Genomic DNA, 17,062 nt, shown 5'->3' on the forward strand with positions numbered 1-17,062 from the left:
GTGAACAGCGAGAACTGCGGCACGGCGGAAGCGGAGACCGAGGACCGGCACGACCGTCCGGCCTTCCCGGTGATCGGCCTGCTCGGCATGGTCGGCGGGGTGGGCGCCATGACCGCCCTGACGTTCTGGGCCCGGTTCGAGACGAGCCCGCCGGGCGCGCTGTTGTGGCTCGACCTCGCCGCCGGGGTGCTGGGCTGCCTGCTGGTGCCCGTCCTGCTGTGGCGCCCGGTTCCCACTGCGCTGGTCCTGCTCGTCCTGGCGGTGCTGTCGCCGACGGCGACCCCCGCCGCCACGCTCGGCGCGCTCCAGGTCGCCCAGCGGCGCCCCTTCCCCGTCGCGGTCGCGGTGGGCGCGGCGGGGATCGCGTCCCACGCGGTCCAGGGGATGTGGCGCCCCAACCGCGGGATCTCCCTCGGCTGGTGGCTGGTCCTGATCACCGCCGGGTACGGGGCGCTGATCGGCTGGGGCGCGCTGGCCCGCGCGCGCCGCGCGCTCCTGGTCTCGCTGCGCGAGCGCGCCCGCCGCGCCGAGGCCGAGCAGGGCCGCCGGGTGGCCGAGGCCCGGATGCTCGAACGGACCCGGATCGCCCGGGAGATGCACGACGTGCTGGCCCACCGGCTGTCCCTGGTCGCCACCTACGCCGGGGCCCTGGAGTACCGTCCCGACGCCCCGCCCGAACGGCTCTCCCAGGCGGCCGGGGTGGTCCGCGCGGGCGTGCACCAGGCGCTCGACGAGCTCCGCGACGTGATCATCCTGCTGCGCGGCGACGACTCCGCGGGCGACGGCCAGGACGCGGGCGGACGCCCCCAGCCCGTCCTGGCCGACCTCCCCAGGCTGGTCGAGGAGTCCCGCGACGCGGGCGGGCGGGTGCGGCTGCGCGACGAGGTGGTCGACCCGGCCGCGCTGCCGCCCGCCGCCGGACGCACCGCCTACCGCGTCGTGCAGGAGGGGCTGACCAACGCCCGCAAGCACGCCGCGGGCCGTCCCGTCCAGGTGGTGCTGGAGGGCCGCCCCGGGGCCCGGCTGGTGATCGAGATCCGCAACCCGCTGCCGGCCGACCGCGCCGCCCCACCGGCCGCGCCCGGCTCCGGCACCGGCCTGGTCGGGCTGACCGAGCGCGTCCAGCTCGCCGGCGGGCGGCTCGACCACGAGGTGGCCGCGGGCGAGTTCCGCCTGCACGCCTGGATACCATGGCCCGCGTGATCCCTCCGCTGCGCGTGCTCGTCGTCGACGACGACGCCCTGGTCCGGGCCGGGCTGTGCATGATGCTCGACGGGATCCACGGCATCACCGTGGCCGGCGAGGCCGCCGACGGCGACCAGGTACCGGCCGCCACCGACCGGCACGCGCCCGACGTGGTGCTGATGGACCTGCGGATGCCGCGAGTGGACGGCATCACCGCCACCCGCAGGCTGCGGGGCCGCCCGCGCCCGCCCGAGGTCATCGTGCTGACCACTTTCGACGCCGACGAGAACATCCTGCGCGCGCTCCGCGCCGGCGCCAGCGGCTTCCTGCTCAAGGACACCCCGCCCGCGCAGATCGTCGAGGCCGTCCGGCGGGTCGCGGCGGGCGACCCGATCCTGTCGCCCCGCGTGACCCGCCGGCTCATGGACCGCGCCGCCGACCAGGCGGGCGCCTTCCAGCGCGCCCGCGACGCGCTGGAGGTCCTCAGCCCCCGGGAGAACGAGGTGGTCCTCGCCGTGGCGCGGGGCCGCACCAACGCCGAGATCGCCGCCGAGCTGCTGATGACCGTGGCCACCGTCAAGGCCCACGTATCCCACGTGCTCGGCAAGCTCGGCCTCGACAACCGAACCCAGGTCGCCCTGCTCGCCCACGACGCCGGCCTCGCCTGACCCACCGCCGCCACCCGGGAATCCGGCGCCGGACCGGCCGCAAGTTGCGGCCGATACGCGCACCATCCGTCAGACGCGCCCGTAGGTGGTGCCGGACTCGTTTCTGCGCAACAGCCCCTCGTCCACGAGGGCACGGCGCAGGCTCACCCAGTCGCCGAACCATTCGCCGCAGGTCGCCCACGCTCCGGGCCAGCGGGCCGTCGGTGACCAGGATCTGGGACGCCAGGCCGGGGTCGTCCGGGCCGAGAATGCGATGGTCGGCGGGGAACCGGCCCATGGACGGCTTCAGCCCGGCCACATCGCGGAAGTGGGCCGGGACGCGCACCGATCCACCGGGGTCGTTGCCGAGCCCGAGCGCCGCCATGTCCGTGGCGGGGGCGTTACGCCTCGGCCTTCTCCGGGGCGGAGGGGGCCGGCTGAGGTGCTGCGGGCGCACGGTGGCGCGTGGTCGTCAGGTGGTAGAGCAGCGCCAGGGCCGTGACACCGGCGGCCGGCAGCCCCAGCTCTGCGGGCACGATGGCGAACCACTCCTGGGCCAGCCCGCCCAAACCGCCGCCCAGGGCGATCCCGACGTAGATGGCCGAGGAGTTGAGACCGAGGAGAACCGGTGCCGCGGACGGACTGAGGGCGATGAGCCGGTGCTGCTGGGGCACGACGACGACGCCCAGGGCCATACCCCAGACCACGGCCCACACCAGGGTGGACACGAGCGTGGCGGTCGCCACCGACGTGAGGGCGAGAGCGACAGCAGCGACGGCGAGGGGCCCGGTCAACACGTGCGCGGGGTCGCGCCGGTCGACCAGCCGTCCGGCGATGATGTTCCCGGCCAGGACGCCGACTCCCCAGGCCAGCAGGATGACGGTGAGCAGCGACTCAGAGCCACCGGTCACCTCCTGTAGGGCCGGGCCGATGTAGGTGTAAAGGGTGTAGGCGCCGAGGAAGACCAGCGTGGTGACGGCCAGCAGCCCAAGGACCCGACCCTGCTTGAGCGGGCGCAGCCGGTCGCCCAGCGATGCGACGGGGAGCGTCACCTTGGGCAGGCCGACGGCGATTCCGACGAGCGCGACGAGGCCGGTCCCGGCGACGGCCCACAGGGTGATGTGCCAGTCGGTACGGCCGATCAGCGTGCCGAGAGGAAGGCCCAGCGCCGTCGCCAACGTGAGGCCACCCAACACGAAGGCCAGTGCCCTGCCTCGGCGTTCGGGGGCCGCGATGGCCCCCGCGGTGCTGGAGGCGGCGGAGTTGATCATTCCGGCCCCGACCGCGGTGACGATGCGGGCGATCATCACTACCTCGTAGCTGGTGCCCAGGGCGGTGGCGGCGTTGCCGACCACGAAGACGCTCAACGCGATCAGCAGCGCGGACCGCCTGTCCAGGCCACTGGTGAGCGCGCCCATGACGGGCGCGGACAGGGCCATCACCAGGGCGAACACCGTCACCAGCTGCCCGGCGGCGGGTGTGGAGACCCGAAGGTCGGTGGCGATGGCGGGGAGCAGGCCCGCGATGACGTAGCTGTCGGTGCCGACAGCGAAGGTCGCCAGGGCCAAGGGCAGAAGTCGCTTCAACACCGGTGGTGCCGCCTTTCCGGACGAACCTCAGAAGTACCGAGCGGAACCTTAAAGCAATACATGGATGCTTGTCCATGTATCCATGAGTTGGTAGTGTGCGGGGGTGCGGAACACAGGAGGCGGCGATGCGTGAGGTGTCCCAGCCGGCGACCGAGGCCATCCGGCTGGTGGAGGTGCTGCGCGCTCTGGCCGATCCGGTGCGGCTGGACCTCGTCCTGCGCCTCGACCGGATGGGCGAGGACTTCTGCAACGCGATCGGCGCCGAGATCGACGTGCATCAGACGACCCTGTCGCACCACTACCGGGTACTGCGCGAGGCCGGCGTGACGTGGACGAGGCTTCAGGGCCGGTCCCGGCTGGTACGGCTGCGGCGAGAGGACCTCAACGCACTGTTCCCCGGCCTGCTCGACTCTGTGCTGAGCGCACAGCGCCGAACACGCGATACCGCGACCACCAGCACTGTCGAGGCACCGTAGGCGCGGGCTCCCCGGCACCGCTCGCACCATGCGATGAGCCGCAACAAGCCTGTTCCTCAGGTGACGCGAGGGCGTTGGCCCAGATGGTCAGGGCCAATCAGACTGGCGACCTCAACGCCCGGCGGCCGGCTGGCCGTCCCCCGACCCCGCAGGCCCCCACCGACGGCTACGGCCACGCGTTCCTGGCGATCGCCGCGGCCCTCGTCCTCCCGCGCCGCCGCGGCATGAACGGCAGGGGAGGACGAGGGGCGCCGGACGGCGAGACTCACCGGACGGCGAGACTCACCGGACGGCGTCCTGCGGGTACCAGCGCAGCTCGACGGTGTTGCCCTCCGGGTCCCGCACATAGATCGACTGCGCCTCGCCCCGGGCGCCGTAGCGGCCGACCGGGCCCTCCAGCACGGTGAACGCGCCCCCGTCGATCACTTCCTGCCAGTCCAGCGGCTCGACGACCAGGCAGATGTGGTCCACATTGGACTCGCCCCGGGGACGGTCGAGGAGATCGATGATCATGCTCGGGCTGACCCGGACCGACGGGAACGGGACCCTGCCGGCCCGCCACTCCTCAACCCGGACCGGCTCCAGGCCGAGCGGCCCGCAGTAGAAGGCCAGCGCGCGCTCGACGTCCTGAACGTTGAGCACCAGATGATCGAAGTCCTTGACCCGCATGCGGCGACGCTCCCGAAGTGAAGTCCGAACCTGATCATCGACTCTAGCCCGCGGTGTCGCGGCCCCGGCCGGCGAGCGGCGGGGCCGGAGCGGCCGGCGGGAAGGGGATCTCGGCCAGCACCGGGAGAAGCGACTCCTCCTCGTAGTCGAGATGCGCCGTCAGCTCTTGCGCCATGCGCTCCAGCTCGGTGCGGAAGCGCCCGGGGTCCGCGCTCCCGATATCGGCCAGCAACGCCTGGAGTCCGTCCTTGATGCGCGCGACCTCCCGATGTTCCTCGCGGATCTGCTCGAGGGCGCCGCGCAGCTGCGGATGATGGGCGCCGAGGGCGGGGAAGATATGTGCGTCCTCGCCCCTGTGATGGAATTCCAGGGCGTCGCAGAAGGCCAGGCAGTGCTGCCGGATCTGCAATCCCAGACCGGGCGCCGGCGGTTCGCCGGGCCCCTGGTGCGCCGCGCGGGCGGCGAAATGGGCCTCGGTCTCGGAGCGTATGTGCCGCAGTTGCGAGCGCAGGTGGGCGTGCGCCTCCATGATCTTGTCGGCGAGGGTGGCGATCTCGCGGGGGGCCCCGCTCTCGGGGCGCTCCAGCACCACGACCGGCAGCGTCCGGGAGGTGCTCGCCTGGTAGGCGGCGTAGCCCGGCGCCACGCCGACCGCGTGCTCGAACAGCCGGTCGCGCCGCGCGCCCTCGGCGGGGACCGCGATCGCCTCGAACTCCTCGGTGCCGGTCTCCACCCGCACCACGGGATGGGCCAGCAGATTGTGGTACCAGGCGGGATGCCGGGGCGAACCGAGGTTCGATCCGACGACCATCAGCAGGTCGCCGTCGCGGACGCGCCCGAGTGGAACGGTGCGCTGTTCCCCCGACTTCGCGCCGGTGGTGGTCAGGAGGAGGAGGTCGCCGCCCTCGAAGGGGCCGCCGACCTTTCCCCGATTGGCCCGGAACTCCTCGATGATCTTTTGGTTGAAGGACATGGGCATACGGTGCGGGTCTCCAGACAAGGCGCGGCAGAGCCGCGATGCGAAAGGGAGTACGAGAAAACGAAAGAGGAAGAGAAGGCGCGGGGTGCGGCGCTCAGATCAGGCGCGCGGTGCGGAGTTCGAACTCATGGCACGGTCCCTTGCTGAATGGTGCTCGCCCGATCTCCGGCCGGCCCACTGCTCTTTGGCCGGAGTCACGCGACACGGGCACCATTACAACCACCCGCCCGACGTCTGTCAAAACGAGGGCCCGCCCCCCCTCACCCGCGGGCCGCGCCCCCCGGGGGTGCCCGGTGGACGGCGCCGGGCAAATCCCGCGGAAGGCCGGAGAGCAGGGCGCGGGCGTCCGACTCCGAAGCTAGACGCTTTAATAATCATTAGCATTCGTCAGCACATCCGCCCCTCGCGTCACTGTTGATCCTGGCTGATGCTGATCTGTCACGGGGACTGTTGACGAGTAACTATAAAAAGCTATAGTGAGTCTCCCATGGGGTTGTCCTCGGAGCCGCGGGCCGGGGCCCATCACGACGCTCTCAACAGACCCTTGGAGGTGTCTGGCTTGAGTCCTCTCCGTGAGACGTACGAGTCGCTCAACCTCGAACCCAAACCGATCCGGCCGCACATCCTGGCGGCGGCCACGGTCGTCTTCGGTGACGACTACTACGCCGGCCGGCGCGAGACGATCAACCTGTCCGGCTTCGTCCAGCTGAACAAGTGGCCCATGCCGGGCTTCGAGCACCGGGTGGACGAGAAGGGCCACGCCGAGCTGGAGACCGAGCTGATCAGCGCGCCCGAGGTCGGGATCAAGGGGTTCAGCTACGAGCTGGACGACCGCATCCAGGTCCTGTCCAACCCGTTCCTGCCCAACTCCGGTCACGTACGGCAGATCGTCCCGGGCAAGAACTTCCCGGCCGAGTTCTACATCCGCCGCTTCGGGATCCTGGAGACCAGCACCCTGCGGCTGGCGCACCGCAACGTCATCGACATCTACGGTGTCGTCGACAGCATCCCCCCGTACAAGAAGCCGCTCACCGGCCCCTACCTGGGCAGCCCGCGCGGCGACGGCCCGTTCGACGTCGTCCAGGCGCCGAACGTGGTGCGGGGCACCACCCTCCCCGAGGCGTGGTATCCGGCCAACGACGAGAACGAGCCGGTCGGCCTCACCCCGACGGTGTTCTTCGCCGAGAGCGCCGGGCCGTGCATGTCGATGCTGGTCGACCCCTCCATGATCATGCAGGTCTCGCTGGAGGGCCAGATCGACGTCGAGGTCAACGGCCGGACCGAGACCATCGAGCTGGCCGGCGACTACCGCAACGCCGCGGGCACCGAGATCCTGCTGTTCGGGCCCGAGAAGCACGAGGGTTCCGGCGTGCTCGCCCAGATGTCGCGGGTGGCGATGGTCGGCACCAACGAGGCCCTCGGCGGACGGGTGATGCTGCGCGCCAGCTGGCCCCGGCCGTCCGGCGGCACCCTCGGCGAAGGGACCGAGGACAGTCTCAGCCGCATCAGGTACCCGAGCGAGATGCACATCGACGCCGAGTTCGAGCTGGTCACACCGCAGGGCAACCTGTACGCGGCGAGCCCGGTGCACGTGGCGGGCAAGCTCAGGAGCATGGAGGCGACCGGCACCGAACTGGCCATGGCGGGCTCCGACACGCCGCTGGTCACCGAGGACGGCACCGTCCGGGCACGCCTCACCGGGGCGCGCCTGATGATGCGGGACGCGCACGTGGGCGAGACCGCGGCGGTGAACATCTGACCACCGTGCACGACGCTTGACGTGTCCGGCGGGTTCGGTTCTGATGGAAAAACACATAGTGCCGACCCGCCGGATCGTCTCTCCCGGGCATCCGCCGGATGCCCGGGAGAGACGATCCGCAACTGGAGGACGGCGTGGACCAACGGCTCCTGTTGATGCACCAGACTATGCTCGCCGACCGCCCGCGCCTGGCCGCCTACGACCGGGCGCTGGAACGCGCCGTCGGCGCCGGCGACGTGGTGGCCGATGTCGGCGCCGGACTGCTGGTCCTGTCCATGCTGGCCCTGCGCCACGGCGCGGGGCACGTCTACGCGATCGAGGCCGACCCCGAGACCGCCGCGCTGGCCGCCGAGATCGCCCAGGCCAACGACCTCAAGGGCCGGCTCACCATCGTCCAGGGCGACGCCCGCACCGTCCGGCTCCCCGAGAAGGCCGACGTCGTCGTGTCGGAGATGATGGGCAACCTCGGACCCGAAGAGCAGATGATGGAGGTCCTGGGCGCCTTCACCGAGACCAACCTCGCGCCCGGCGGACGCGTCGTCCCGCACCGGCTGGCCACCCGGCTGGCCGCCATCGAGTTCGACGGCGAGGGCTGGGGACTGTGGGGAGAGGACTTCCTTGGCCACCGGCTCGACGCGGTGCAGGACCGCGTCGCCCCCGCCGCGCAGCTCCACTTCTTCCAGCGTCCCCCCACGCTGCTGAGCAGGCCGGTCACCATCGCCGACCACCGGTCCGGCGACGGCCGGCGGCCGCACGCGCGGGAGAGCCGCACCCTGACGGTCACCCGGCCCGGACGGCTCCAGGCGATCGTCGGCTACTTCTCCGCGACCCTCGCCAAGGGGGTCACGCTCTCCAACCTTCCCTCCTACCCCGGTTGCAACTGGGCGGTGTGGGTCTGGCCGCTGCGGCACACCCCCGTGTCGGCGGGCGACCTGCTCCGGGTCGGGCTGCGGCCTCCCGAGGACGTCCGCAACGTCCTGGACTACCGGCTGTCCTGCGGCCTCAGACAGAGGAGATGACGATGCCGTTCGCGGCGGGCTCGGTGCGGGACATCCCCGTGCGCGCGCTGAAACTGTGCGGGCTGACCTGGACCGGGCAGTGCCTGTGGTTCTCCGAGGCCGTGTCGAACCAGATCATGGAGCTGGACCCCGCCACCGGCGAGGTGGCGCGGCGGATCCCGTGCCCGGAGGTCCGGACCGACCTGACCACCCTCGACGGCGACCTGGTCCAGGTGGCCGGCGAGCGCCGCGCCCTGCGCGTCATCGACACCGAGTCCGGCGGGACAGTCGAGGAGAAGCCCAACCCGCGGCCCGGCAACGTGCTGTGCGGCATGGAGGCCACCCGGCACGGGCTGTGGCTCGGCTACGAGGACCTGCGGGTGATCGACCTGCGCGATCCGGACGACCTGCGCCTGATCGGGCACTACCCGGTCCGGCACGCGGTGGCCGGCGTCACCGTGTCGGACGGCTTCGTCGCCTACTCCGACTACAAGGGCGGCACCATCAACCTGATCGACCTGGAACGGGGGACCGAGGTCGCCTCGATCTCGGTCGCCGGGAACCCGACCGGGATCGCCTGGGACGGCACCCGGATTTGGTACTGCGACTACACGACCCTGCAACTTCGGGCGATCGAGATCCCCGGCATCGCCGGAGACTGAGGGAGGACGGCATGACCGAAGCCGTATCCGCTCCGGCGCGGGCCGCCCGGCGGCGGGGCGCCCTCACGAGCGCCGCGCTGTTCGCCCGGGCGGCCCGGGTGCTGGCGACGGCCCTGGTGATGGTCGCGCTCGCACTGCCGGGATTCCTGGTCAGGAGCGCGGTGCGCGGACGGGCGGCCGGGCGGCGGCACCTCTACCGGCGCGGCACCGGCATGCTGATGGCGCTCGGCCCGACGTTCGTGAAGGCGGGCCAGGTGCTCGGTACCCGCCGCGACGTGCTGCCCGCCGGCCTGTGCGACGAGCTCTCGGTGCTCCAGGACTCGGTGGTGCCGCTGACCCGCGCGCAGACCAGGTCGGGCTTCGCCGAGGCGTACGCGCCGGACGGAACGGCCGCCACCGCCCGGGTCGCGGTGCCGCTCGCCGAGATCGACCAGCGGCCGATCGCCAGCGGCAGCGTCGCCTGCGTCTACACCGCCGTCCTGCCCTCGGGCCGCCGCGTCGCGGTCAAGCTGCGCCGCCCCGGGATCGACCGGGTGATGCGGCAGGACCTGGAGCTCATCCGGGCCGGCGCGCGGGTCGCCGCCCGGCTGCGCCCGTTCCGCGGCATGCCGGTGACCGAGGTGGTCGACAGCATGTGCGGCGCGGTGCTGGGTCAGCTCGACTTCGCCCGCGAGGCCGACAGCCTCACCCGGCTGAGGGACACCCTGTCCGCGGTGCCGCGCGTGTGGGTGCCGCGGGTGCATCCGGGGGAGTCGCGGCCCCGCTGCATCGTGATGGAGTTCATCCCGGACCTCGACCTCGACGCCGCCGCGGCGTGCCCGCCGGCGATGCGCCGGCGGTTCGCGGAGTCGGCGCTGACCGCCGTTTACCACATGCTGTTCGTCACCGGCTTTGTGCACTGCGACCTGCACCCGGGGAACCTCTACTTCACCCGCGCCGGCCAGGTCGTCGTGCTCGACGCGGGCTTCAGCGTGCAGCTCTCGGAGCGGCTGCGGCGCCTGTTCGCCGAGTTCTTCATGAACATGGCGGTCGGCCGGGGCCGCCGCTGCGCCGAGATCGTGATCGAGAGCTCGGAGGGCCTGCACCCCGGCGCCGACCTTGAGGGCTTCACGGTGCGGATGGCCGATCTGGTGGAACGCAGCCACGGGCTGCCCGCCAAGGACTTCAGCCTGATCGCGTTCGCCGCCGAGATGTTCGACCTGCAACGCCGGTTCGGGATCCACGCCGCGTCCGAACTGATCTTCCCGCTGCTGTCGCTGCTGGTGATCGAGGGGACGATCCGCGACCTCGACCCCGAGATCGACTTCCAGGAGAAGGCCAAACCCGTCCTCAACCGCGGCCTGTTCGGCGCGCGGGCATGACGGCGGGTGACGGGCACGCCGTCTTCCTGGCCTTCCTCGGCGACCCGCGCGGGCTGAGGGTGCTCGACCTCGGCTGCGCCGCCCCGGAGGCCGGGCGTTCGGCGCTGGACCGGGGCGCGGCAGCCTACCTGGGGCTCGCGGTCGGCGAGCGCTCGCTGGACGCGGCGCGGCACGCCCTGGCGGGCACCGCGGGCGAGGCGCGCGCGCAGGATCTGCACCGCTGGTCCGGCCATGACCTGGGCACGTTCGACGCGGTGATCTCCTGGATGACGTTCCACCGGGTGCGCAACCTCGCCCGGCTTCTGGAGACGGTCCATCACCACCTGGTGCCGGGCGGACGGCTGGTGTTCTCCGTCCCGCACCCGTTCGTGACGGCGAGCCCGGACGGGAAGGGCGACCTTGGCGGGGGAGGGGTGAGCGGCTACTTCAGCGAGGGCGAACGCCCCGCCCCCGACGGCGGTCGCGACGACACCCCGGGGGAGACCGCGATCTGGCACCGGACCCTGGAGGGCTACCTTTACGAGCTCCGCTGCTGCGGCTTCCATCTGGAGGAGCTCTCCGAGGGACGGCCCGCGCCGGGAGCCCCCGCCACGGCCCGCCGTCCCGATCCCGACGTTCCGCGCCACGTGTCTTTCCGGTGCCGTCGCCGAGCCTGACGGTTGATTTTCCTATAGCCTGGGCAGCCCGATTCCGAAGCGGACGAAGGGGGCTGCGATGGCCGATCGCATGGAGGAACGGCGGCTTTGGCCCGCCGGCACCGATCCGGGCTACGTCGAGGCGAGGCTCGAGCTGCTCGCCGCAGAGAAGGAACTGCTCGAACACGCCGAGCGGGTGGCGGCGGCCCGCCGCGCGCTGCCGGCCGGGCCGGTCCTGCCGCCCTACAAGTTCGCCGAGGGGCCCCGCGACCTGGCCGTGGACGAGCCTGTGGCCGCGCCTCGGCTGCACGACCTGTTCGACGGGCACGACACGCTGGTGACCTACCACCTCATGTATGCGCCGGAGGCGCAGGAGGCGTGCCCGATGTGCTCGATGTGGGTGGACGGGTTCCATGGCGTCTCCCACCATCTCGCCCGGCACGCCGGGTTCGCCGTCGTGGCCAAGGCGCCGCTGCCGAAGCTGCGGGAGTGGGGGCGCCGCCGGGGCTGGGACGGCCTGCGCCTGGTCTCCAGCCACGACTCGACGTTCAACGCCGACCTCGGTACCGAGGGGGCCGGCGGCGCGCAGTTCCCCGGCATCAGCGTGTTCAGCCGTGACGGCGACGAGGTGCGGCACCGCTACACCATGCAGGCCACCGTCTCCTCCGACCTACCCGAACGCGGCATCGACCTGCTCTCGCCCGTCTGGCAGGTGCTCGACCTGATGGGACAGGGCCGGGGCGAGTGGTATGCCGGCAACGACTACCCGGGCGCGGCCAGAGGCTGAGCCCGGCAGTACTTCTCCAGTGCCGGTAAGGCACTCGCCTGGCGGCTTGTGCCTTACCGGCACTTTGGCACGGCCCTCGGGCCGAGCCGGTGCCTGGAAGTCAGGAGGCGGGGTCCAGCCACAGGTTGGTGATGTCGAAGAACTCGATCTGCGGCACGTGCACCGGGTTGCGCACCCGGCTGCCGTGATAGCGCGAGGTCATCGCGGCGAACGACAGGATGGGCACCAGGGGCAGGTCCTCCATCGCGCGCACGTCCACCTGGTGCCACAGCTCCTCGGCGCGCGCCGGGTCGGGCTCCTGGAGCGCCCGCTCGATCAGCGCGTCGACCTCGGGGTTGCTGTAGCCGCCGTAGTTCGTCGTCCCGGGGACGTCGTTGCTCTGCAACAGCGGCTGCACGATCACCCGCCCGTTGTTGCCGAACCAGTCGGGGGTGAAGCCCGGCTCGGCGATGTCCCACGCGCCGGCCCGTCCCGCCTCGGGGTCGGAGAGCGCGGAGCCGTAGTACTCGGCCTGGGTGTAGTGCCGCCAGTCGAGGGTGACGCCGATCTCGGCCAGGCTCGCCGCGACGCACTCCATCACCTTCAGATGGATGCCGATCTTGCGGACCGCGGCGATCAGCGTCAGGCCGTCGCCGTACCCCGCCTCGGCCAGCAGCTCGCGGGCCTTGGCCGGGTCGCCCCGGTCGCCCGTGGTGGGGTAGGGGTTGTATTCGCGGTGGCCGATGCTGCCGGCCGGGATCACCGAGTGGAGTGGCAGGTTGGGGGCGTCCAGCGCGTCGAGGATCTCGCCGATGGCGACCTTGTCGATGGCGTAGGCGATCGCCTTGCGCACCCGCAGGTCGCTCGTGGCGCGCCCGGAGTTCGGGCTGCGCAGGTTGAAGACCAGGTAGGGGTTGATCGCGAAGCCCGGGTAGCTGCGCGGCGGCGCCTCCTGGCCCGGCTTGGGCCGGTCCCAGGACACCGCGGTGTAGGACCAGGCGAGGTCGACCTCGCCCTCGTCCATCAGCCGCTCCATCTCGGGGACGGGCAGGTCGGTCACCTTGATCTCGATCCGCTCGACGTACTGGCCGCGGATCGGGTCGGTCTCCTGGCGCCAGACCGGGTTGCGCTCGAGCAGGATCTCCATCCCGCCGTCGGAGTAGTGCGCGAGCCGGTAGGGGGCGCAGGACAGTGTCCGGCGCCGGAAGTCCATGCTGTCGGGGATGTGCGCGTCGTACTCGACCGGCGCGGGGGCGGTGAAGCCGGTCGCCAGGATGTTGAGGAAGTCGTTGGCCGGCCCCTTGAGCCGGAATTCCAGCGTCAGGTCGTCGACCGCCCGCAGCCCGGCGATGTCGTGGGAGTTCTGGAACGCGGCCATGGCCGCGGCCGTCGGCTCGGCGCCCGCGAACGCGTCCCGGTAGGCGTCGCAGTACTCCCGCATGCCCTCGATGGTGCTGGTGAAGTAGGGCAGCGCGCCCGCGCCCGACACGGGGTTGGGCAGCCGCTTGAAGCCGCGGACGACGTCGTGCGCGGTGACCTCTCGGGGCGGCGCGGAGTCCCAGCGCACGCCCTCGCGGAGCCGGATGGTGTAGGTGCGGAGGTCGGCGCTGATCCCGCCGTTGTCGACGGTCGGGATCTCGGCCGCCAGGTCGGGCGCCGGGGTGAACGCGGCGCCGGGCGCGGACAGGTCGTCCTGCGCCGGGTAGGCGAACAGGTGCCGTGACAGTGCCCGCAGGATCTGGGCCGAGGTGGCGTAGTAGGCGCTCGCGGTGTCGATGTGGTCGACCCCGCCGGGGCCCCTCAGCCGCAGCGTCCCGCCGTACCCGGGGGCGCCGGGTCGCGCCGTGGTCTCTGGTGCCGTGCTGGCCATCGTCGTCCGCCTCCTTCTGCCCCGCGCGCGGTGCGGCAGGTCTCCGGCTCTCCTCTGGACTCTAGAGAGCCCATCGATCGTTTACTATAGAATTATTAAGTAAAATGCGTAAGATGGCGACGTGGACAGGCAGCATGCCCGACGGTCCGCCGGGGCGTGGAGCGGTGGGGGAGGCAGGCACGGAGGTACGCGCGGAACGACTCGACCTGCAATCTGCGGCCCAGGCCCATGTCGACCGATGGCTGCCGGGCCGGCGGTCCCGGCGCGTCCCCATCGCCCGGCTCGGGCGCGCCCGCGTCCGGCTCGACGAGGAGTTCTGCCGCGAGGTGGCGGCCTGCTACGACGCCGCGGACGGCTCCGCCGACGATCCCGTCCTGCTGCGCCGCTACGAGAGTCTCAAGCGGCAGAACCTTCGGCTGTACCAGGCGGCCACCGACGCCGGGGTCGCGGTGGAGCCGTGGCGGGGCGAGGGGCAGCCCTACCGCGACTCCAGCGACCTGTGCGGCAGCGTCGCCCTGACCCGGAGGCTCCAGGTGTACCTGACCGGCGCCGGGCACGGCCCGCCGTCCGACACCGGGGCCCATCCGCTGCGCGAACCGTCGGGAGTCCGGGAGGGCGGCGTCGAATTCCGGCACAACGACCTTCTCCGCGCGGTGCACGACCTGTTCGGCCATGTGATGTTCGGGCACGGCTTCGGCCCGAAGGGCGAGTTCCTGGCCACCCGCTGCCAGATGCACCTGTACACGCGCGACGTCCACCCGGTGCTGTTCACCGAGCAGATCGGCCAGCTCTGCTGGTTCTTCTTCGGGCCGCACCTGCTCACCCGGACGGGCCGCCTGCCCGTCCGCGGGGAGCCCGGCTACGTCCCGCCGTCCCGCCGTCCTTACCCCCGGCAGAAGGTCTTCACGTACCCCGACCACTTCCTGGACGCGTTCCACGCCATGTTCCAGCTTGAGGAGGAGCCCGGATGACCCACGTCAGGCCGCCCGCGGAACGGTCGCCGCGACCTCTCCCGTGCGAGGGGACGCCCGCACGGGCCGCGCCGGACCCCGCCGGATCCGGGCGCGGCGCGGCCGGCCTCGCCGCGTCGATCCGGGACGACTTCCCCATCCTCCGGGCGAGCTTCGACGGGACGCCCCTGGTCTACCTGGACAACGCGGCGACGACGCAGAAGCCGCGCGCGGTGCTGGAGGCGATCGTCGACCACTACTCCACCGCCAACGGCAACATCGGCCGCGGCTTCTACACCCTGAGCCACGTCGCGACCGACCGCTACGAGGAGGCCCGCGCGTCCGTCCAGCGGGCCCTGGGCGCCGAGCACCCCGACGAGGTGGTCTTCACCGGCGGCACCACCGGCGCGATCAACCTGCTGGCCGACACCTTCGGCCGGCGGCTGGTCGGCGCGGGCGACGAGGTCGCCGTGTGCGGCATGGAGCACAACTCCAACCTGCTGCCCTGGCGGCGGCTGTGCGAGGAGGCCGGCGCCCGGCTGGTGGTGGTGCCGGTGAACGACCGGGGCCGGGTCGGCCTCGCCGACTTCACCGCGGCCCTCGGCCCGCGGACCCGGCTCGCCGCCGTCGCGCACGTCTCCAACGTCCTCGGGACCGTGAACCCGGTCCGCGAGATGATCTCCACGGCGCACCGGGCCGGCGTCCCGGTCGTGGTGGACGGGGCGCAGGCGGTCCCGCACCGCCCGGTCGACGTCCGTGAGCTCGGCGCCGACTTCTACTGCTTCTCCGCCCACAAGGTCTACGGCCCGACGGGGGTCGGCGTGCTGTACGGCAGGCGCGACCTGCTGGCCGAGCTGCCCCCGTACCAGGTCGGCGGCGGGACGGTGAAGGGCGTCGCCCACGACCGGCCGGTCTCCTACGTCCCGGTGCCGGCGCGGCTGGAGGCGGGCACGCCGGACGTGGCGGGCGCGGTCGGGCTCGCCGCCGCCCTGCGCTACGTGGGCGACCTCGGCTGGGACGCCGTCCAGGAGCACGACGCGGCCCTGGTGCAGTATGCGGTCGGGACGCTCCGCGAGATCCCCCGGGTCAGGGTCGTCGGCAGCCCGGAGGAGACGCCGAGCGGCATCGTGTCCCTGGTGGTCGAGGGGATCCATCCCTACGACGTCGGCGGGCACCTCGACCGGCACGGGGTCGCGGTGCGCAGCGGCGTGCACTGCGCCAGCACCTTCCTCGACGATCTGGGGCTGCTCGGCACCGTCCGGCTGTCCTTCGGCGTCTACAACACCACCGCCGAGCTCGACCTGGTCGCCGAGGCGCTGCGCACCGTCCGCCCGGGCGTCTGGACGCACGAGCACCCGAACACGCGGTTCCTGTGACATGCGCTTCGACACCAGGCTGGTGCGGCTCGGCCAGGAACCAGCGGACGGCACGGGCGACGTGGTCCCCCCGATCCACGTCGCGGCGACCTACGAGCGGCGGGCCCAGGACCCGCCGCGCTACTTCTACGCGCGCGGGGAGAACCCGACCCGCGAGGGACTCGAGGAATGCCTCGCCGGGCTCGAGGACGCGCGGCACGCGACGGCCTTCTCCTCCGGCCAGGCGGCCGGGGCGACGGCCCTGTCGCTGCTCGACCCCGGCTCCCGGCTGATCGCCTCGGACGATCTCTACGGTGGCACCCACGCGCTGTTCTCCCTGCTGGGCCGGTTCGGCATCGCGGTCGACCACGTCGATCTCAGCGATCCGGACGCGCTGGACGCCGCGTTCGGCGACGACGTGGCGATGGTGTGGGCCGAGACGCCCACCAACCCGCTGCTGAAGATCGCCGACCTGGCCGAGGTGGGCCGGCGGGCGCGGGCGCACGACGCCCTGGTGCTGGTCGACAACACCTTCGCGGGCCCCGCCCTCCAGCAGCCGCTGCGCCTCGGGGCCGACATCACCCTCTACAGCACGACCAAGTCCATCGCCGGCCACTCCGACGTGCTGGGCGGCGCGCTGGTCTACGACGACCCCGACCTGCACCGAGCGTTCCGCTTCCACCGCACCGCCACGGGCAACGTGCCGGGCCCGTTCGACTGCTTCCTGGTGCACCGCGGCCTGAAGACGCTCTCGCTGCGCACCGCCCGGCAGACCGCCAACGCCGCGGCGATCGCCGCGGCGCTGTGCGCTTCGCCGCACGTCACGGCGGTGCACTACCCGGGGCTCGCCGGGCATCCCCAGCACGAGCTGGCGGCACGCCAGATGTCGGCGCCCGGCTCGATCGTCAGCTTCGAGTACGCGGGCGACCCGGAGAAGCTGATGGACCGGGCCGGGCTGTTTGCGTGCGCGGTCAGTCTCGGCGGCGTCCGGTCCCTGATCGAGTGCCCGGCGCTGATGACGCATGCCCCCCTGCCCCGGGAGGACCGGCTGGCGCTCGGGATCACCGACGGCCTCGTCCGCGTCTCGGCCGGGATCGAGGACCCCGAGGACCTGGTGACGGATCTGGTGGCCGCGTTGCGGCCGGGTGAGGAGCGATGACC

At 72.3% G+C, this 17,062-nt stretch carries 16 protein-coding genes and 2 pseudogenes; 12 read left to right on the forward strand and 6 right to left on the reverse strand.

The genetic code is table 11. From position 1 onward, the window contains the following. Entirely contained in the window at positions 1-1,203 is a 1,203-nt protein-coding gene (locus QP090_RS31350) for a sensor histidine kinase (RefSeq protein ID WP_285943229.1), read from the forward strand. Further along, positions 1,191-1,853 (forward strand): response regulator, encoded by a 663-nt coding sequence (locus QP090_RS31355; RefSeq protein WP_285943231.1) that lies wholly within the window; start codon positions 1,191-1,193, stop codon positions 1,851-1,853. The genes QP090_RS31350 and QP090_RS31355 overlap by 13 nt, the downstream gene beginning before the upstream one ends. Before the next feature lie 69 nt (positions 1,854-1,922). Here the strand turns inward: QP090_RS31355 and QP090_RS37765 are convergent. From QP090_RS37765 to QP090_RS31365, 3 genes and pseudogenes are all read right to left on the reverse strand, one after another. Further along, positions 1,923-2,012, reverse strand: a pseudogene (locus QP090_RS37765) (DUF2087 domain-containing protein); the annotation flags it as partial. A 4-nt stretch (positions 2,013-2,016) separates the two neighbouring features. Beyond that, positions 2,017-2,217 (reverse strand): annotated as a pseudogene (locus QP090_RS37770) (amidase family protein); the annotation flags it as partial. A 16-nt stretch (positions 2,218-2,233) separates the two neighbouring features. Continuing rightward, positions 2,234-3,421 (reverse strand): MFS transporter, encoded by a 1,188-nt coding sequence (locus QP090_RS31365; protein WP_285943235.1) that lies wholly within the window; start codon positions 3,419-3,421, stop codon positions 2,234-2,236. 125 nt (positions 3,422-3,546) lie between these two features. Here QP090_RS31365 and QP090_RS31370 point away from each other — a divergent pair, with 125 nt between their 5' ends. After that, positions 3,547-3,897: an ArsR/SmtB family transcription factor gene (locus tag QP090_RS31370; RefSeq protein ID WP_285943236.1), complete on the forward strand. Its 351-nt coding sequence runs from the start codon at positions 3,547-3,549 to the stop codon at positions 3,895-3,897. A 282-nt stretch (positions 3,898-4,179) separates the two neighbouring features. Here the strand turns inward: QP090_RS31370 and QP090_RS31375 are convergent, their stop codons facing one another. After that, positions 4,180-4,566, reverse strand: coding sequence for a VOC family protein (locus QP090_RS31375; protein WP_285943238.1), 387 nt, complete (start codon positions 4,564-4,566; stop codon positions 4,180-4,182). A gap of 43 nt (positions 4,567-4,609) precedes the next feature. Continuing rightward, entirely contained in the window at positions 4,610-5,539 is a 930-nt protein-coding gene (locus QP090_RS31380; RefSeq protein ID WP_285943241.1) for a nitroreductase/quinone reductase family protein, read from the reverse strand. Between the two features lie 565 nt (positions 5,540-6,104). Here QP090_RS31380 and QP090_RS31385 point away from each other — a divergent pair. The 6 genes from QP090_RS31385 to QP090_RS31410 all read left to right on the forward strand — a co-directional run bounded on the left by QP090_RS31385 (position 6,105) and on the right by QP090_RS31410 (position 11,747). Continuing rightward, positions 6,105-7,304 carry a DUF6004 family protein gene (locus QP090_RS31385; RefSeq protein ID WP_329520757.1) on the forward strand — a complete coding sequence of 400 codons (1,200 nt, stop codon included), beginning with the start codon at positions 6,105-6,107 and terminating at the stop codon, positions 7,302-7,304. A gap of 134 nt (positions 7,305-7,438) precedes the next feature. Beyond that, the gene (locus QP090_RS31390) at positions 7,439-8,323 is read left to right on the forward strand and encodes a class I SAM-dependent methyltransferase (protein ID WP_285943245.1); all 885 of its coding nucleotides are present in this window, start codon (positions 7,439-7,441) and stop codon (positions 8,321-8,323) included. 2 nt (positions 8,324-8,325) lie between these two features. After that, positions 8,326-8,964: a YncE family protein gene (locus QP090_RS31395; RefSeq protein WP_285943247.1), complete on the forward strand. Its 639-nt coding sequence runs from the start codon at positions 8,326-8,328 to the stop codon at positions 8,962-8,964. An 11-nt stretch (positions 8,965-8,975) separates the two neighbouring features. Further along, positions 8,976-10,325 carry an ABC1 kinase family protein gene (locus QP090_RS31400; protein WP_285943249.1) on the forward strand — a complete coding sequence of 450 codons (1,350 nt, stop codon included), beginning with the start codon at positions 8,976-8,978 and terminating at the stop codon, positions 10,323-10,325. Then, a complete protein-coding gene (locus tag QP090_RS31405) occupies positions 10,322-10,981 on the forward strand; it encodes a class I SAM-dependent methyltransferase (RefSeq protein ID WP_285943251.1) in 660 nt (219 codons plus the stop codon). Before QP090_RS31400 ends, QP090_RS31405 begins: the two co-directional genes overlap by 4 nt. 58 nt (positions 10,982-11,039) lie before the next feature. Beyond that, a complete protein-coding gene (locus QP090_RS31410; RefSeq protein ID WP_285943252.1) occupies positions 11,040-11,747 on the forward strand; it encodes a DUF899 family protein in 708 nt (235 codons plus the stop codon). Between the two features lie 100 nt (positions 11,748-11,847). On the opposite strand, the gene QP090_RS31415 is transcribed toward QP090_RS31410, so the two are convergent. Further along, positions 11,848-13,596, reverse strand: a complete 1,749-nt coding sequence (locus tag QP090_RS31415; protein WP_285943254.1) for an ABC transporter substrate-binding protein — start codon at positions 13,594-13,596, stop codon at positions 11,848-11,850. Positions 13,597-13,709: 113 nt separating this feature from the next. On the opposite strand from QP090_RS31415, the gene QP090_RS31420 reads away from it, so the two are divergent. The 3 genes from QP090_RS31420 to QP090_RS31430 are packed head-to-tail and all read left to right on the forward strand — an operon-like array spanning position 13,710 to position 17,060. Further along, positions 13,710-14,567: a hypothetical protein gene (locus QP090_RS31420; RefSeq protein WP_285943257.1), complete on the forward strand. Its 858-nt coding sequence runs from the start codon at positions 13,710-13,712 to the stop codon at positions 14,565-14,567. Then, positions 14,564-15,922: an aminotransferase class V-fold PLP-dependent enzyme gene (locus tag QP090_RS31425; RefSeq protein WP_285943259.1), complete on the forward strand. Its 1,359-nt coding sequence runs from the start codon at positions 14,564-14,566 to the stop codon at positions 15,920-15,922. Before QP090_RS31420 ends, QP090_RS31425 begins: the two co-directional genes overlap by 4 nt. A gap of 1 nt (position 15,923) precedes the next feature. Further along, the gene (locus QP090_RS31430) at positions 15,924-17,060 is read left to right on the forward strand and encodes a trans-sulfuration enzyme family protein (RefSeq protein ID WP_285943261.1); all 1,137 of its coding nucleotides are present in this window, start codon (positions 15,924-15,926) and stop codon (positions 17,058-17,060) included. Positions 17,061-17,062 lie beyond the last annotated feature (2 nt).

The organism is Actinomadura xylanilytica, from assembly GCF_030283145.1.
Classification (GTDB): Bacteria; Actinomycetota; Actinomycetes; order Streptosporangiales; family Streptosporangiaceae; genus Spirillospora; species Spirillospora xylanilytica.

Bases quoted from the DNA above. Each gene is read 5' to 3' on its own strand.
- QP090_RS31355 (WP_285943231.1), top strand. From the start codon at position 1,191: ATGGCCCGCGTGATCCCTCCGCTGCGCGTGCTCGTCGTCGACGACGAC.
- QP090_RS31370 (WP_285943236.1), top strand. From the start codon at position 3,547: ATGCGTGAGGTGTCCCAGCCGGCGACCGAGGCCATCCGGCTGGTGGAG.
- QP090_RS31375 (WP_285943238.1), bottom strand. From the start codon at position 4,566: ATGCGGGTCAAGGACTTCGATCATCTGGTGCTCAACGTTCAGGACGTC.
- QP090_RS31380 (WP_285943241.1), bottom strand. From the start codon at position 5,539: ATGTCCTTCAACCAAAAGATCATCGAGGAGTTCCGGGCCAATCGGGGA.
- QP090_RS31395 (WP_285943247.1), top strand. From the start codon at position 8,326: ATGCCGTTCGCGGCGGGCTCGGTGCGGGACATCCCCGTGCGCGCGCTG.
- QP090_RS31400 (WP_285943249.1), top strand. From the start codon at position 8,976: ATGACCGAAGCCGTATCCGCTCCGGCGCGGGCCGCCCGGCGGCGGGGC.
- QP090_RS31405 (WP_285943251.1), top strand. From the start codon at position 10,322: ATGACGGCGGGTGACGGGCACGCCGTCTTCCTGGCCTTCCTCGGCGAC.
- QP090_RS31410 (WP_285943252.1), top strand. From the start codon at position 11,040: ATGGCCGATCGCATGGAGGAACGGCGGCTTTGGCCCGCCGGCACCGAT.
- QP090_RS31415 (WP_285943254.1), bottom strand. From the start codon at position 13,596: ATGGCCAGCACGGCACCAGAGACCACGGCGCGACCCGGCGCCCCCGGG.
- QP090_RS31420 (WP_285943257.1), top strand. From the start codon at position 13,710: ATGGCGACGTGGACAGGCAGCATGCCCGACGGTCCGCCGGGGCGTGGA.
- QP090_RS31425 (WP_285943259.1), top strand. From the start codon at position 14,564: ATGACCCACGTCAGGCCGCCCGCGGAACGGTCGCCGCGACCTCTCCCG.
- QP090_RS31430 (WP_285943261.1), top strand. From the start codon at position 15,924: ATGCGCTTCGACACCAGGCTGGTGCGGCTCGGCCAGGAACCAGCGGAC.